Annotated in this window: 11 protein-coding genes; 6 read left to right on the top strand and 5 right to left on the bottom strand. The window is 45.3% G+C overall.

Features of this window, described 5'->3' with window-relative positions; translation table 11 throughout:
* Positions 1-13: 13 nt before the first annotated feature.
* The 4 genes from ACXAER_RS12330 to prlC all read right to left on the bottom strand — a co-directional run bounded on the left by ACXAER_RS12330 (position 14) and on the right by prlC (position 4,378).
* Positions 14-649: a ubiquinone biosynthesis accessory factor UbiJ gene (locus ACXAER_RS12330; RefSeq protein WP_474829621.1), complete on the bottom strand. Its 636-nt coding sequence runs from the start codon at positions 647-649 to the stop codon at positions 14-16.
* Complete coding sequence (gene ubiE, locus ACXAER_RS12325) at positions 649-1,446, bottom strand: bifunctional demethylmenaquinone methyltransferase/2-methoxy-6-polyprenyl-1,4-benzoquinol methylase UbiE (protein ID WP_014950941.1); 798 nt, start codon at positions 1,444-1,446, stop codon at positions 649-651. The genes ACXAER_RS12330 and ubiE overlap by 1 nt, the downstream gene beginning before the upstream one ends.
* 187 nt (positions 1,447-1,633) lie before the next feature.
* Positions 1,634-2,335: a DNA-3-methyladenine glycosylase I gene (locus ACXAER_RS12320; RefSeq protein WP_474829619.1), complete on the bottom strand. Its 702-nt coding sequence runs from the start codon at positions 2,333-2,335 to the stop codon at positions 1,634-1,636.
* Between the two features lie 6 nt (positions 2,336-2,341).
* A complete protein-coding gene (gene prlC, locus ACXAER_RS12315; protein ID WP_474829617.1) occupies positions 2,342-4,378 on the bottom strand; it encodes an oligopeptidase A in 2,037 nt (678 codons plus the stop codon).
* Between the two features lie 304 nt (positions 4,379-4,682).
* On the opposite strand from prlC, the gene ACXAER_RS12310 reads away from it, so the two are divergent.
* The 5 genes from ACXAER_RS12310 to gorA all read left to right on the top strand — a co-directional run bounded on the left by ACXAER_RS12310 (position 4,683) and on the right by gorA (position 10,746).
* Entirely contained in the window at positions 4,683-5,243 is a 561-nt protein-coding gene (locus ACXAER_RS12310) for a response regulator (RefSeq protein WP_474829615.1), read from the top strand.
* 22 nt (positions 5,244-5,265) lie between these two features.
* Complete coding sequence (locus ACXAER_RS12305; protein ID WP_474829613.1) at positions 5,266-6,090, top strand: phosphate/phosphite/phosphonate ABC transporter substrate-binding protein; 825 nt, start codon at positions 5,266-5,268, stop codon at positions 6,088-6,090.
* A gap of 11 nt (positions 6,091-6,101) precedes the next feature.
* Positions 6,102-7,781 carry an ATP-binding protein gene (locus ACXAER_RS12300; protein WP_474829611.1) on the top strand — a complete coding sequence of 560 codons (1,680 nt, stop codon included), beginning with the start codon at positions 6,102-6,104 and terminating at the stop codon, positions 7,779-7,781.
* A 66-nt stretch (positions 7,782-7,847) separates the two neighbouring features.
* Positions 7,848-9,149 (top strand): response regulator c-di-GMP phosphodiesterase, NosR family, encoded by a 1,302-nt coding sequence (gene nosR / locus ACXAER_RS12295; protein WP_474829609.1) that lies wholly within the window; start codon positions 7,848-7,850, stop codon positions 9,147-9,149.
* A gap of 247 nt (positions 9,150-9,396) precedes the next feature.
* Positions 9,397-10,746: a glutathione-disulfide reductase gene (gene gorA / locus ACXAER_RS12290; RefSeq protein WP_474829607.1), complete on the top strand. Its 1,350-nt coding sequence runs from the start codon at positions 9,397-9,399 to the stop codon at positions 10,744-10,746.
* Between the two features lie 72 nt (positions 10,747-10,818).
* On the opposite strand, the gene ACXAER_RS12285 is transcribed toward gorA, so the two are convergent.
* Positions 10,819-13,044, bottom strand: a complete 2,226-nt coding sequence (locus ACXAER_RS12285; RefSeq protein WP_474829605.1) for a molybdopterin oxidoreductase family protein — start codon at positions 13,042-13,044, stop codon at positions 10,819-10,821.
* A 259-nt stretch (positions 13,045-13,303) separates the two neighbouring features.
* Between ACXAER_RS12285 and ACXAER_RS12280 the strand changes: the two genes are divergently transcribed.
* Positions 13,304-16,639 carry an amidohydrolase family protein gene (locus ACXAER_RS12280; RefSeq protein ID WP_474829604.1) on the top strand — a complete coding sequence of 1,112 codons (3,336 nt, stop codon included), beginning with the start codon at positions 13,304-13,306 and terminating at the stop codon, positions 16,637-16,639.
* Positions 16,640-16,657 lie beyond the last annotated feature (18 nt).

Here is a 16,657-nt window from a genome sequence, read left to right as displayed (position 1 = left end):
GTTTCTCTCAATCTTACTTAAATTTTTCTTCTAACCGGCGCAGTCGCGCATCGGCACTTTCAGCCCTGTCGCGAAGCGCATTCACTTCATCACTAAAGTGCATTACCGCAAGCTTATGTGCAGCCAACTGTTTTTCTTCTACCACGGCATTGCCGAAGACCTTAGCCATAGACGCTAACGCCGTCATCGATTTTTCATGCACTGTTTTTACCGTTTTCACAGTTTGATGTGCAATAACGTCATTGGTCTTTTGAGCAATCAACTCTTCAACGTCGATATCGAGCTGCTGAAACAAAGCGCTGACTTGCTGGGCAACGTTCAGCTCCCCTTCTAAAAAGAGTGCTTTTTGTTGAATAAGGCGGGTCAGCTGGCTGGTTTCTTTTAACTCAGGCAATGTCTGTAGCGACGTTTTAATACAGCAGTCCTTCGGCCCGAGGGACGCAACAGCGTCTTCAAACGAGCCTTGCTCGCTGAGTACGTCGACTCGGTCAGAAAAAGACAAGGTGATACCGTAAGGCAGCGGCGAAATAAACGCGGTAAGTCTGGCGCCGTTGAGGGCGTTTAACCTTTTTTCGCTGTCTTCATCTAAAGACAGCAGTTTGTTTAAAGCCGATTCAACCGTAGCGGTAACAAGCGCTGAAGTAGGCATTAAAACTTGTAGCCTCTGTGCAGAGCCACAATACCGCCGGTTAGATTCTGGTAGTCACATTGTTCAAAGCCAGCCTGTTCAAACATGCCTTTTAGGGTTTCTTGATCAGGGTGCATGCGAATACTTTCCGCAAGGTATTGGTAGCTTTCTGCATCGTTCGCCACCAGTTGCCCCATTTTTGGCAAAATGTGAAACGAGTACATATCGTAAAGTTTGCTGAGCTGCTCTGACGTGGGCTTGGAAAATTCTAATACCAGTAAACGGCCGCCTGGTTTTAACACGCGAAAAATAGAATTAAGCGCGTTTTGCTTTTCCGTAACGTTTCTTAGACCGAATGCCATGGTCACCACATCAAAGTGGTTGTCAGGGAAAGGCAGAGCTTCCGCGTCAGCTTGCACATAATCGATGTTGCTTACCAAACCACGGTCGCGAAGCTTGTCACGGCCCACTTTCAGCATAGACAAGTTGATATCGGCAAGGGTTACGCGCCCTGTTGGGCCTACCAAGCGAGAAAACTTAGCGGTTAAATCACCAGTACCACCGGCAATATCCAATACTTTATTGCCAGCGCGAACACCGCTGCAATCAATAGTAAAACGCTTCCATAAACGATGCACTCCCATCGACATAAGGTCGTTCATTACGTCGTACTTTGCTGCTACAGAGTCAAAAACATTAGCAACTAAAGAGGCTTTTTGCCCTTTGTCCACCTGTTTGAAACCAAAGTGCGTTGTATGCTCTGTTGCATTGTCGATTGCAGAGTCTGCTTGCGTAGCGGGAGTTTGATTGTCGCTCATGACAGTCCTGTAATTTGAATATTTTTATTAATGCCGAAGTGTATAGGATTGTGTGCTGAAGCAAAAGCTTTATGCCAGACTGCCTTAGCTTGAAAAGCAAACCGTTGGCCTGCTCTTTGCGTGAACCTGCGAGGCACATACCTGTTTACTAAAAACATTAGGAGGCCCTATACAGCGCTAACCTGTATTAAGCGGTAAGATTATTCGTGCCCCAGCTAAATGCCACAATAGCACTGATTTCTTGCAGCGAACGGCCACTTTCTTTATGCCATTGGGCAAACGCTGCATTTGCTGCAGACAGCGACTTTTTCGATGTTAACCCGCCGTCGATAATCTCGTTTTTGCGCAGGTAATCTTCAACGTCACGAGAGAACAGGAAAGTATCAATACCCAATGCTCGAAGCATGTACGGGCCTGTATTGCCACCTAATCGCGCGCCGCGTTTTTTCAAAAACGTCCATAGTTCGGTGATATTGTCTTTATCGAAGCTGGCGACAAACTTGCCGAAGCTACCGTGCTCCATAGCCACGTCTTTAATCATCATAGCGTTGTCGCGCACTGTCATCACTTTTTTATAGTTGCGAACAATGCGCTTATCCGACGCTTTTTGTTCTAGCATCTCATCTGGCATCAGCAACACTTTATCCACGTCGAAACCGAAAAATACGGTTTCAAAATCTGGCCATTTTTGCTCGATGACTCGCCATACAAAGCCAGATTTGAAAACTTGCTTAGTCATAGCCGCTAAAAAGCGATCATCACTAATGGCTTCAATTTGCGCTTTAGAAAACGGTGCTTGAAGCATTGCCTCAAGCCCCCTTTCACCGCCCTTGCGCTCGCACGCACGGCGGTAGATAGATTGGAAAGATTCTAACTTCGACTCTTTCACGTATACCTAGCCTTTTATACCGCTATGACGAAGCAAAGCGTCAACCTTCGGCTCGCGCCCTCTGAAGGCAACAAATAAATCCATAGGAGGCTTGCTGCCGCCCATTTCTAAAATGTTTTCTAAGAACGCTTTGCCCGTATCGCGATTGAAGATGCCATCTTCTTCAAATTTACTGTAGGCATCTGCAGAAAGGACTTCAGCCCACTTATAGCTGTAATAGCCCGCTGCATATCCACCTGCAAAAATGTGTCCAAAACCATTTTGGAAGCGATTAAACGATGGCGGAATAACTACGGCAACTTCTTCGCGCACTTTGTCCAAGGTACCCTGCACATCTACTTCACTGCCCTTTTCACTGTGCAGTAAGAAATCAAATAGACTAAATTCAAGTTGACGAACCATCTGCATAGCAGATTGATAATCACGAGCGGCAAGCATGCGGTCGAGCAAATCAGCTGGAAGCGGCTCTCCAGTCTCATAATGACCAGAAATAAAGTTTAGAGCGTCTTCTTCCCAACACCAGTTCTCTAAGAACTGACTTGGTAGTTCAACAGCATCCCAAGGCACACCGTTAATGCCAGATACGCCAGCCACACTCATTTTTGTAAGCATGTGATGGATTCCATGACCAAACTCATGGAAAAGGGTGACGACTTCATCGTGAGTAAACAGCGCAGGCTTATCGCCAACAGGGGCATTGAAGTTACAGGTCAGGTACGCCACTGGTAGCTGTAGCTCGCCGTCTGTCATTTCACGTCGTACTCGGCATTCATCCATCCATGCCCCGCCACGTTTTTTAGCGCGTGCGTACAGGTCTAGGTAAAAGCTACCGCGCAATGCGTCTGCATCGTCGGTTATAGTGAAATAACGCACATCTTTATGCCAGGTATCGATGCCAGGCTGCTCAATAATCTTCAAGCCATATAAGCGATGCACTACTTCAAAAAGCCCTGATAGCACCTTGTCTTCAGGGAAATAAGGGCGCAGCATTTCATCAGAAATGGTGTACTTCTCTTGCTTCAATTTTTCGCTGTAATACGGCAAATCCCATGCTGCTAGCTCAGTAACACCATGTTTATCTTTGGCGTACCCTCGTACTTCTTCAAGCTCTTTTTCCGCTTGAGGTTTAGACTTAGCCGCCAAATCGCGTAAGAAGCCGATAACCTGATCGGTAGAGTCTGCCATTTTGGTAGCCAGTGAACGCTCTGCATAGCTTGAAAAGCCCAATAGTTCAGCTAGCTCAGTGCGCAGTGTTAAGGTCTCTTTGATAATATCTGTGTTATCCCACTTACCGGCATTTGGCCCTTGGTCAGACGCTTTGGTTGAATAAGCACGATACATTTCTTCGCGAAGTTCACGATTATCCGCGTAAAGCATAACCGGCAAATAAGACGGAATATCTAGGGTGAATAGCCATCCCTGCAAGTCTTTTTGGTGCGCAGCTTGCGCTGCTGCTTCCAAAGCTGACTCTGGCATACCCGCAAGCTCAGACTGATTGGTAATGTGTTTGGTCCAGCCCATGGTGGCGTCCATCACATTGTTTGAGAAGGTTGACGATAACTCACTAAGCTTTGCCTGGATTTCTGCAAAACGTTTCTTTTGTTGTGCAGGCAAGGCGACACCTGAAAGTGTAAAGTCGCGTACCGCGTTCTCAATGACTTTTTGTTGTTCTTCGCTTAGGGTGTCAAACTCGTCAGACGCTTTTAGTGAAGCATAAGCATTATAAAGGCCTTCGTGCTGGCCTACCCAAGTACCGTATTCAGATAAAAGCGGCAAACACGCATCATGCGCCTCTCGCAATTCATCACTGCTTACTACGCTGTTCATATGAGACACAGGTGAGAACATTTTACTTAAGCGGTCGTCAACCTCTTCAAGGCGCAATACTAAATTTTTGTAAGAGTAATCCTTCGACGCTACCACTTCTTCTATTTCACTTTTACAAGCTTCAATTGCTTTTTCGATAGCTGGCTTAATAGAGGCAGGCTTAATAGCAGAAAAAATTGGTAGGCCATCTACCATCTCGATTGCAGGTGTTGTCATAATCTTTTTCACTCTTAACACGTTGATAGAATAATGATGGGGTTTCGCTGACTAAAAGCAAGCTATTGTTTAAGCCACAGTTGACCTATCTTGAAGTTACTTCTAGTGTGAAAGTAAGGATCACGAAGATTTGATGAGGTTAGTGTGCTCGAAACGTACCTTGGGTAGATATAAGTAAAGGGAGTTAGCAACTTGTGACCTCATGAAGCCTTGTCACAAATGTCACATTTCATCCTTTTGTCTACTTTGTCTCCATGTAGTACAACAGCTATACTTCTGGTTAATAAATCTACAAGGCATAGATATGAAAACCTTAACTTCTGGTGAAATAGCATCGTACTGTGATGTGAACCTTCGCACTGTAATTCGATGGATTGAAAGCGGGAAGCTTAAAGGCTTTAAGCTTCCTGGCCGTGGTAACAACCGTATTCTTGTTGAAGACTTTATTGAGTTCCTTGAACGCCACGACATGCCTATTCCTGATGCACTTAAAGGCATTGCTTCGCCATCTATTTTAATTGTTGACGACGAGATGCCGGTAGCGAAATCAATACAGCGTGTGGCTAGACGTGCAGGATTTGATTCATATATTGCGACTGGCGGTTTTCAAGCCGGGATCATGTTAAGTCAATACGAGCCTAAAGTGATGACCCTTGACCTGAGTATGCCCGGCATGGATGGCTACAGTGTTATTGAGTTCACCCGTGAACAAAGTAAGCTCAAAAATTTAAAAATTATTGTTATCTCAGCCCTAGACGATATAAGTCTTGAGCGTGCGCTTGAAATCGGCGCTGATGCAACACTTCAGAAGCCTTTCTCAAACCATGACCTTACGAACGTCCTAGAACAATTCATGTCGATGTAATTTGAATGGGAGAGGTTTTACTATGCCTGAGTTAACAAAGCGTATTTTAATAATGCTATGCCTTATTTTGATTGCATCCCCATCCATAGCAAAAACGCTGACTTTCGCTGTTGTCCCTCAGCAGTCTGCAAAGAAAATGGCTGAGAAGTGGCAACCGCTTATCGATTATGTAAGTAACTACACTGGGCTTATCATCGAGTTTAAGACAGCGAAAGACATCCCAACTTTCGAAGCAAACTTAACTGCTGGGCTTTACGACATTGCCTACATGAACCCCTATCACTTTGTAGTTTTTAACGAATCTGCAGGCTATCGTTCTCTTGCTCGACAACGTGACAAAAAAATTCGCGGATTAATCGTGGTTCATCAGGACAGTACTATTCAATCGATTGAAGATCTAAATGGTGCCGAATTAGCCTTCCCGGCGCCCGCGGCATTTGCGGCTACTATTATCACCAGCGCCCACCTGCGCAAAAACGATGTTGCTTTTATTCCGCGTTATGTAAATTCGCACGATTCAGTATACTTGTCGGTTCAGCGCGGTTTCTTTCAAGCGGGTGGAGGCATTCTTCGTACGCTAAACATTTCACCTGAGACAGTGAAAAGTGATTTACGAGTGCTTTGGGAAAGCAAAGGTTACACGCCACACGCTATAGCCACCCATCCCAAAATGGCGTCAACAGATAGACGAGCTATTCTTAATGCATTGATTGCATTATCTAATGACAGCAGGAAGGGATCTATTTTGAGTAAGATCGGGTTCAGTGGATTTATAGCATCTAGCGACAGTGATTGGGACGACGTTAGAGCGCTAGGTATTGCGTCTCTTTCACGACCACACCTGTGAGAAATGCAGACATGAAGCTTTCGTTACGATTTAAAACAATAACAGGCATTGCTAGCATCGCGGCACTTTTGCTGCTGGTGCTAATAGTGACCGTGTTTCAATTATTGAATGATCTTGTCGACAGCAACATTAAAAAGTCTGCGGACACCACGGTAGCGCTTTTCGTTTCTACAACAAAAAACGCTTTTTTAAGTTATGACTTGGCTTCGCTTGATGCAGATGTTTCTGAGATTTTGACGAATCCTAATATCTCATACGTAAAAGTGAAAGATAAACTTGGCAATGTGTTCGTAGAAAAAGGCGACGAAGTCGCGCTCAGCCGTCCTTTTGAGGCAGATTTGTCGGTGTCAGAAGCTGATGATGGTGTATACGACACCCGCGCTCCTATTATGGTGGGCAACACGCTGTACGGCTATGTGGAAATTGGCTTAAATATCGCCTCAGTCACTGAGTCGGTCTCTAGGGTGAGAAACTGGACGGTAACCCTTGCTCTGATGGAGTTTGTTCTAGTAGGTTTGTGTTCGTATTTACTCGGTTCATTTTTAATGTCTCAGCTTCGTCAACTTCTGCAAGGTGCAAAGCATCTGGGAGAAGCGGTTAAGAGCAAAGATTATAAAGAAGTCTTTGTTCCAGTTAGGGGCAAAGATGAATTAAGCGAACTTGCAGAAGCATTCAATCAGTTAGTAGAGCGTTTGAAGGAAGAGTACGAACAGCGCCAGCGTGCACAAGATGAGCTCAAAGAGTTGAACGCACTTCTCGAAGAAAAAGTGCAAGATAGAACGTCTCTCCTCAATCAAAAAAATTATCAGCTAGAAGAAACGAACAGAGACTTAAAAGAAGCGCAAGTCCAACTTCTGCAGGCTGAAAAAATGGCCTCTGTGGGCCAGCTTGCCGCTGGCGTTGCGCACGAAATTAACAACCCAGTCGGTTTTGTAAGTAGCAACATTTCAACACTTAGTGAATACGTTGCTACTTACCAAATGATATTCTCACAAATCCAAGTTGTTATAGACGAGAACGATGAAAAAAAACGTGCGGTATCACTGATTGAATTAAAGAATATGCTAGGCAATCAAGATATGGCCTTCATTAATGAAGATATTTCGGACTTACTAAAAGACTCTCGCGAAGGTTTGCAGCGCGTTGCAGAAATAGTTAAAGGTCTTAAATTATTTTCGCGGGTTGATAGCGACCAAATGCAGAAACACAACATTAATGATTGTGTGCGCACTACATTGGCTATGGTTAACAATCAACTGAAGTATATCTGTACGGTAGAAACCCATTTAGGAAGGATCCCAGATGTGGAAATGAACGTTGGTAAAATATCTCAGGTTATTACCAATCTGCTCATCAATGCTGGACAAGCCATCGAAGCCACCGGCAAAAACGGAAAAATAATTGTCACAACGTGCACTGTTGGCGAGTTTGTAGAACTAAGGGTAGAAGATTCAGGCTGCGGAATACCGCCTAGTCACCTCGATAAACTTTTCAACCCTTTCTTTACTACTAAGCCTGAGGGACAAGGGACTGGGCTAGGGCTTTCAATTTCATTTGGGATTGCACAAGAACACGGCGGAATGCTATCTGCCACCAGCACGGAAGGAGACGGCAGTATTTTTACTTTAGCTCTTCCAATCAATTCCGTTTCCGAAGACTCAAAAAATAACGGTGACACAAGTAATGCATAAAGAAATAGTGTCAAATAGTATCATTGCGTGTGATAGTTGTTATGTCGCGTATAAGGATAATTTTTTATGACAGATCCTACTGAGCAAGCTACAACCTATACTGTGCTGTTTGTCGATGACGAACCTAATATTCTCCGTGCAATTAAACGTGCGCTTTTCACTATGGATATTACGCTGTTGCTTGCTGATAGCGGTGCTAAGGCACTGGACTTGATGAGCAAAAACGAAGTCCACGTTGTGATCTCAGACATGAAAATGCCTCAAATGTCGGGCGCTGAGCTTCTTGAACAGGTTGCTATTAATTATCCCGACACGTTTAGAGTCGTACTTACTGGATATGCAGATATTGAGTCCACCATTAAAGCCGTTAACCAAGGTAAAATTCATCGCTATCTTCAAAAGCCGTGGGATAACGAAGAATTAAAAGCAGTAGTTGAGGAAGGGTTAGAACGGGTTAAGTTGAAGGCTGAAAATGCGCGTCTTCAAAAACTTACACGCCTACAAAACAGAAAACTAAGAGATGTAAATGCATCACTAGAACAAGTGGTACAGAAGCGTACTCGTCAAATTAAAGCTGCGCTGAACAAAATTGAAAAGCACAATATTGCCATGGAGCAAGTGCTATTCAACGTAATTAGTATTAACCCAAATATTAACGGGAAATTTGCCATTGAGGTAAGTGAGCTGTCTTCAAAGCTTGCGCGTATTGCACGTTTGGAGAAAGACGAAATAAAACAAGTTCGCTACGCGGGTCTAATTTGTGAACTTGGTCTCTTAGGACTTGAAACAGAGGATTTTAAAGCGCCGTTTTCAAAGCTTAAATATCAGCAGCAACAAAATTATTTATCGCAAACCAAACAGGCTGCACTGATCCTTGCGCCGGCTCACGAACTGCATCAAGTTTCAGATATTATCGAGTTTCAATTCGAGCACTACAATGGCTCTGGTTTGTATAACAAAGTTGCCAAAGAAATTCCTGCAGGGGCGCGCATTTTAGCGATTGCCAGAGATTATTGGCGCTTAGTAACCGGCAGAATGAGTGGTGTGGAAATGAGCCCCCGCGATGCCAAATTAGAAATGAAAAAGCACCGAAATACCCGCTATGATGGCGAGTTTTTGGACCTTTTACTCGAAGCAGAAGATGTGACTACGTCAAAGCTACTTTCGACATCATTGAAGGCTTCACAGCTTAAAGCAGGCATGGTCCTCGCCCAAAATTTGTATAACGATAGTCACATCCTTATCCTTCCTGAAGGTCATATTTTTAGTGATGCCACCATTCAAAAACTCGTGCAATTTGAAGAAGAGCGTGGAAAAGCGTTCAGTATTCAAATAGAACCAGAAGAGCTTTCTGCTACTATAAGTTAATCAGTTCTAAAGGTTATGTGCTAAAAGCAGGACGGGCGATGCTTGAACATGCCTCGCTTTGTCTTAGCCTTTTAATTAGGCTGCACTGTCCCCATTGATAAACTAAATGAAATTCCCTAAAGCAAATCTCGGTCTTTTGATTACCCTTTATGATAGGACCGATAGAGAGTGATTTGCTGTGCGAACCTACCGAAGGCATTTATGCTTATCGTTCACGTTCGCCTAACCGACAAAGAAGGCTTTTTGAATGACACATTTTGATTATATTTGTATTGGTGGTGGCAGCGGTGGTATCGCATCTGCAAACCGTGCAGCGAAGCACGGAAAGAAGGCCGCCATTATTGAAGCGAAAGATATTGGCGGTACTTGCGTAAACGTTGGCTGCGTGCCTAAAAAAGCCATGTGGTACGGCGCTCAGATTGCTGAAGCCATTCACCGCTACGCCCCTGAATATGGTTTCGATTTGTCGGTAAACCACTTTAGTTGGGATAGCCTGATTGCTAGCCGCCAGGCCTATATTGAGCGTATCCATGCCTCTTACGACCGCGTACTTACTGCAAACGATGTAACACTTATTCGCGGTTTCGCAAAATTCATCGATAACAATACAGTAGAAGTAAACGGCGAAAAGTATACGGCTGACCATATTACGATTGCCGTTGGCGGTCACCCAGTAGTTCCAGATATTGAAGGCGCCGAGTACGGCATTGATTCTGATGGTTTCTTTGCATTAAAAGAGCAGCCTAAGCGTGCTGTTGTGGTTGGAGCCGGGTACATTGGTGTTGAACTGGCAGGTGTACTACACGCTCTTGGAACAGAATCGCACCTAGTGGTTCGCAAACACGCGCCACTCAGAAACTTCGACCCCATTATTCACGAAACCTTAGTGGATATGATCCATGCTGAAGGCTGCAAACTGCACGACCATGCCAGCGTAGAGAAGGTGGAAAAGGCTGACGATGGCGAACTATCAGTACATTTAACCAACGGTGAAGTGCTAAAAGCTGACTGCTTAATTTGGGCAATTGGCCGTAAGCCGTCTACCGACAAAATTGATATCGAAAATACCGATGTTGAGTTAAGTGATGACGGTACAGTTAAAGTAGATAAGTACCAAAACACCACAGCTAAAAACGTGTACGCGGTAGGTGATATTACCGGTGAAGCAGAGCTTACTCCGGTGGCAGTTAAAGCAGGTCGTTTGCTTAGCGAGCGTTTATTTAATGGCCAAAAAGACGCTCACATGGATTATTCAATGATTCCAACCGTGGTATTTAGTCACCCACCTATTGGCACAATCGGCCTAACTGAGCCAGAAGCTATAGAAGAATACGGCGAGGACAATATTAAAGTGTACACCTCTAGTTTTGCATCTATGTACACGGCGGTAACCCGCCATCGTCAAATGACCAAAATGAAGCTAGTGTGTGCAGGTAAAGACGAAAAAGTGGTAGGTCTACACGGTATTGGCCACGGCATGGATGAGATTCTGCAGGGTTTCGCTGTTGCCATAAAAATGGGCGCGACCAAAGCTGATTTTGACGCGTGTGTGGCCATTCACCCTACCAGTGGTGAAGAGTTTGTAACGATGACCTAAAGGTCTGCTTGTTTAATATCCCGTTATAAAACCGGCATTTAGTCATGAGTAAATGCCGGTTTTTTTTTGCACTCAGCTTACCTTTTTGAGTTCAACAGGCACGCCATTTAACACAGCATTGCCCGACAGTTCGTCCACCTGCAAATCGTCAGTGAGAATGTTGGTATTAACCCCGGGATGCTGACTTGCCACAGACAACTTAATACCTTTTTTGTTGTGGCCCCAACCATGCGGAATAGACACCACGCCGGGCATAATTGCATCTGTGATTTCAGCCTCGATGACGAGCTGGCCTACTCGAGATTTCACACTGACCTCATCACCATCTTCAATGCCGTATTTGACGCCGTCATCAGGGTGCAACTGCAGAGTGCAGCGATTGTTGCCTTTCACCATACGAGCGCTGTTATGCAGCCAAGAATTATTGGTTTTAATATGCCGGCGCCCTATCAACACCAGCGAACGGGATAGCGAATGTTTTTCCTTCTCAAAGAAATGCGTGTTTACCCTGTCTAAATCAGCCATGAAGTAATCAAAATCTAAGTGGATTTTCTTGTCTTCGTGGAACAAGGCATGAGGCAAAGACGGTTGTAGCGGCCCCAAATCAATTCCGTGCGGGTGTGCTTTAAGGGTCTCAATCGACAACCCTTCTGCGATATTGTCGGATGAAACTTTATTTAAGTAAGTCTGAATATCTTCGTTTTTGTTTGCTCCTCGACCATACAGCCCAGTTTGCAATAAATCGTCAACGACACCTTTAGGCTGCTTAGCCCAAAGTGAAGGGTAATGAGCGGTACTTTTGCCGTTTAATGCGTCAAGTCTTTCAGCCAAAGATAAATAAATTTGCCAATCGGTAAGCTGGTCTTCATCACTATCCACCACAGCTTCGGAATATTTAGCAAAATTACGCACCGCAAAATTGTGAAATACAATGTCGTAGTGATCGCGCTCTAGCGCAGTTACTGGTGGAAGAATGACATCAGCATGACGCGAGGTTTCGGTAACATAAAAATCAACCGCAACCATAAAATCAAGTTGCGAGAATGCTTTATCAAGCTGTTCTGCATTGGGCGTAGTAACAACAGGATTCCCTGCACCTACCACCATGGCTTTAATTTGCCCGTCTCCTGGGGTAAGGATTTCCTCAGCCAAACAGGCTACAGGATACTCACCCGCGAACGCCGGAAGCCCTCTTACGCGAGAGGTAAATCCACCCATGCTGCCCTTGCCTGATACAGGTAATACGTCAGCGGCTGGCTGAGTAAACATCATGCCACCCCGCTTGTCCAGGTTTCCGGTGAGCATATTAAACAGCATGATAAGATATTGGGTTAATGTGCCAAACGCTTGTACGCTAGCCCCCATCCTGCCATAGCAAACTGCAGACTCGGCATTGCAGAAATCCACAACAAGCTGAGTGATGTGTGAAGCAGAAATACCGGTTATATCGCTCACTTTTTGCGGTGAGTAATCGTGAACGTATTTTTCAACCGCTTTTATATCTTCAGCATAAGGTAAAATTTCATCCATTTTGTGCAGTTGCTTTTCAAACAACACATGCAGCATAGCTAGTAGTAACAGCGCATCACTGCCAGGACGTATAAAGTGATGTTCACAGCTGATATCAGCGGTTTCACTGCGTTTAGGGTCAATAACGACCACTTTCCCTCCGCGCTTTTGAATCCCCTTCAAACGTTTTTTCACGTTTGGTACCGTCATAATGCTGCCGTTGGATGCCAGCGGGTTCCCGCCAATGATCATGAAATGCTGCGTGTGGTCGATGTCAGGAATAGGAATTTGAGAGATATGACCAAAAAGTCGTCGACTAACAATGTGATGTGGCAACTGGTCAACGGAAGTAGCGGAATAGCGGTTGTGCGATTTCAGCGCACGGTAAAAATAAGGCCCAAATAATATTGAACCCATATTATGCGCATTAGGGTTACCTAAATACATACCTACCGCATTTTTACCGTGGGTCTGTTGAATGCGGTGCAAATTATTAGCAACTAGGTCGAAGGCTTCATCCCACGAAATCTCTTCCCAGGTGCAGTCTTCCCATGCGCTGTTTCCTCCTTCAAGTCTTACCCTTTTTACTGGGCGCTTCAATCGATCAGGGTCGTCGTACAAGTCTTTGAGCGCACTGGCTTTCGGGCAAATATGACCTTGGCTAAAGGGATTATTTTTATCCCCTTTTATTGACAATATTTGACGGCCTTTCGTCGCTACCTCAATACCACACATTGCTTCACAGAGCGTACAAGTAGAATAATGCAATTGTTGTTCAGCGTTGCTCACGGTAATTCCTACACAATTCATTGTTAATGACTTGTTACGAAATTAGCGATTATCGCTGTAATAGACAAGCATCATTGAAAGTGATGATGTATTCATTGAACGTTAAATTTATACCCACAATCGCATTAGCTAAATGAATCTTGCCTACTTTGAAGTAAGATTAACCTTAGATTCACAATTCAAGAGTACGTAGTGTCCTTTTAAGTCATGTACTCTGATGTAGACAGAAAATAAATAACAAGCACTTGGAAATACAATTATGATAACGACAAAGAGAAGTTTACTGGCCATCACGCTAGTAAGTGCTTTGGGCTTAAGTGTAGTACCTACCACATACGCCCAGAGCGACAGTGAAGAAAAAACAGAATCGGACATTGAAAAGTGGGACGTCAATAACCCACCTTATGCACTAAACGAAGTTACCATCAAAACCAATGAAACCACGTGGTCTAGCTTAGACGTGGCGCCAAATGGCGAGTTTATGGTTTTCGACATGCTCGGCGATCTTTACAAAGTGAGCACAAAAGGCGGCGATGCAACGCCGCTTACCCAAGACTTCGCTTGGAATATTCACCCTTCCATTTCTCCTGACGGCAAGCAAATCGCATTTATCTCGGATAAAGATGGGTTAAGCAACGTATGGGTTATGGACATTGACGGCGGTAATCTTCGTCAAGTAACTAAAGAGAAAAGTAACCTTATCCACTCTCCTAAATGGAGCCCCGACGGCGAATACTTAGTTGTTACTAAAGGCATTATGTCTAGCCGCAGTATTCCGGCGGGCGAGATTTGGATGTACCACAAATCAGGTGGCGACGGCCTACAAATTAAAGCCCGCAACAGCGGAAAGCGCGACCAACAAAACATTGCCGACCCTGTATTCTCTCATGACGGCAAGTACATTTACTTTACCGAAAATACCGTTCCGGGTGCCCGCTTTGAATATAACCGCGACCCGTTAGAAGGCATTTTTGCTATCACTCGCTACGACCGCGAAACCGGCGAAGAGAGCCGCTATATTAGCGGTACGGGCGGCGCTGTAGTCCCTACACCTTCACCTGACGGTAAATACATCGCTTTTGTTCGTCGCGTTAAAGATAGAACCGCACTTTTCATTAAAGACATTAAGACAGGCGTAGAAACACCACTGACGTTGGAACTAGAGCGAGATATGCAAGAAGGCTTTGGCTCGGAAGGTTACTTTGCCTACTTCGACTGGATGCCAGACAGCAGCAAAATCGTATATTGGACAGGCGGTAAATTCCACACTATAAACGTGAAAGACAAAACTACCAGCACAATGAACGTAACCGTTGAAGGCACGGTGAAATTTGCTGATGCGCTTCGCTTTGACGTTGATGTAGCCCCTGATGAATTTGACGTTCGTATGATCCGTTGGTCTCAAATGTCGCCTAATGGTAAGACCGTACTCTTCCAAGCGTTAGGTAAACTTTATGTGCGCGACGTTAAATCAGGCAAAATTAAGCGTTTAACGAAACAAAACGACCATGACGAATACTATCCGCGCTTTTCTAACGACGGAAAATCGATTGTTTATACGACTTGGAATGACCAAGACCTAGGCACCGTTAGCGTGGTTTCTGCTCGTGGGGGGAAAGGAAAGGTTATTACCCAGATGCCAGGTCACTACATTGAGCCGTCGTTTTCTGCCGATGGCGAGAAAGTCGTCTTCCGCAAGTTTACCGGCGGCTACTTACTAGACCCCAAATACTCGGTTGAGCCAGGAATTTACGTAGCAGACCTTGAAAAAGACACAGTAGAAAAAGTCTCTGAAGGCGGCTACAACGCGCATTTCGCAGGTAACGACGACCGAGTGTATTTTACCGAATCAGCGGGCGGCGAAGCGTATTACGAAACCCAACTTTCAAGCGTAAACCTTAAGGGTAACGACAAGCGAACTCACCTTTACGGTGCAGATAAGGTTAGTGAGTACAAACTTTCACACGATAAGAAATGGGTTGCGTTTGTTTACCAGTTCAAAACGTACGTGGCGCCATTTGTCGAAAATGGCAAGCGCATTACCATAGGTCCGAACATGACCTCGCTGCCGGTAACGCAGCTTTCAAGCCGTGCAGGTGAATACCTGACGTGGTCGCCTGACAACAAAACCCTTAGCTGGTTTAACGGCCCTACGCTATTTAGCCGTTCACTTGATGAAGCCTTTGCCTTTGTTGATGGCGCAGCGGAAACCTTGCCTGAGCCGGTCGCTGAAGGTATGGATTTGTCGTTTACCACAAAAGCTGACAAACCATCTGGCTACAAAGCCTTGGTTGGCGGTAAAGTGGTAACCATGCGCGATGCCGACAACACCCAAGAGGTGATTGAAGATGGCGTTGTGCTGATTAAAGACAACCGCATTGAAGCAGTGGGTAAACGTGGCGATGTGACCATTCCCGATGATGCAATGCAGATAGACACAACGGGTAAAACTATTATCCCGGGGCTTGTTGATGCACATGCTCACGGCTCGCAGGGCCGCAATGAGATTATTCCTCAGCAAAACTGGAGTCAGTACTCGAATGTGTCATTCGGTGTTACGACCATTCATGACCCTTCAAACGACACGACAGAAATCTTCGCTGCGGCAGAACTTCAGCGTAAAGGCGATATCGTTGCGCCGCGTATCTACTCCACCGGCACGATTTTATACGGTGCAGAAGGCCTAGGTTACAAAGCGATTATCAACAATTATGAAGATGCCTATTTCCACGTAGAGCGCTTAAAAGAAGCCGGTGCTATTTCAGTAAAAAGCTACAACCAGCCCCGTCGTGACCAGCGCCAGCAAGTGCTGTGGGCGGCAAAAAATCAAGAGATGATGGTGGTGCCTGAAGGGGGCGGTAAGCTTCAGCAGAATCTGACCATGCTGGTAGATGGCCATACGGGCCTTGAGCACAGCATTCCTGTGGAAAAAGGCTACAGCGACGTCACTCAACTGTGGAAAGCCACAGAGTTCGGCTATACGCCGACCTTTGTTGTGTCGTACGGCGGCATGATGGGTGAAGAGTACTGGTACGACAAAACTGAAGTCTGGAAGAACCCGCGTCTTCTTCGTTATACCCCGTCGACTATTCTAGATAGTCGCGCGATTCGCCGACCTACTGCGCCAGAAAATCAGTACAACCACCAAAACGTAGCAAGCTACGCCAAAGAGCTTCGAGATAATGGGGTCAGTGTACATATTGGCGCACACGGCCAGCGCGAAGGCTTAGCTGCGCACTGGGAGCTGTGGATCATGGAGCAAGGCGGCTTCACGCCTTGGGAAGCGCTACGCGGTGGTACTATTGATGGCGCGAAACACCTGGGTATGGGCAAAGATCTTGGCAGTATCGAAAAAGGTAAGCTTGCTGACCTAGTTGTGATTGATGGCGATGTGCTTAGCGACATTAGAAAGAGTGAATTCGTAGAATACACTGTACTAAATGGACGCGTATACGAGTCGGCCACCATGAACGAAGTAGGCAGTAAGAAAAAACGTAAACCCTTCTTCTTTGAACAAGACAATGCGACCTTTATGCCGCAACAAACGGCTGATGAAGTGGAAGCGAAAGCGCACCACTATCATTGGGAGCATTAGTAAATGAACCGCTAAACA

This window comes from Alteromonas sp. AWJ4_199 (assembly GCF_056159165.1).
Note: the sequence above shows the minus strand (reverse complement) of the source record. Positions and strands in the feature narration are given on the sequence as shown.

Bases quoted from the DNA above. Each gene is read 5' to 3' on its own strand.
- gorA (WP_474829607.1), top strand. From the start codon at position 9,397: ATGACACATTTTGATTATATTTGTATTGGTGGTGGCAGCGGTGGTATC.
- ACXAER_RS12280 (WP_474829604.1), top strand. From the start codon at position 13,304: ATGATAACGACAAAGAGAAGTTTACTGGCCATCACGCTAGTAAGTGCT.
- ACXAER_RS12330 (WP_474829621.1), bottom strand. From the start codon at position 649: ATGCCTACTTCAGCGCTTGTTACCGCTACGGTTGAATCGGCTTTAAAC.
- ubiE (WP_014950941.1), bottom strand. From the start codon at position 1,446: ATGAGCGACAATCAAACTCCCGCTACGCAAGCAGACTCTGCAATCGAC.
- prlC (WP_474829617.1), bottom strand. From the start codon at position 4,378: ATGACAACACCTGCAATCGAGATGGTAGATGGCCTACCAATTTTTTCT.
- ACXAER_RS12310 (WP_474829615.1), top strand. From the start codon at position 4,683: ATGAAAACCTTAACTTCTGGTGAAATAGCATCGTACTGTGATGTGAAC.
- ACXAER_RS12305 (WP_474829613.1), top strand. From the start codon at position 5,266: ATGCCTGAGTTAACAAAGCGTATTTTAATAATGCTATGCCTTATTTTG.
- nosR (WP_474829609.1), top strand. From the start codon at position 7,848: ATGACAGATCCTACTGAGCAAGCTACAACCTATACTGTGCTGTTTGTC.
- ACXAER_RS12300 (WP_474829611.1), top strand. From the start codon at position 6,102: ATGAAGCTTTCGTTACGATTTAAAACAATAACAGGCATTGCTAGCATC.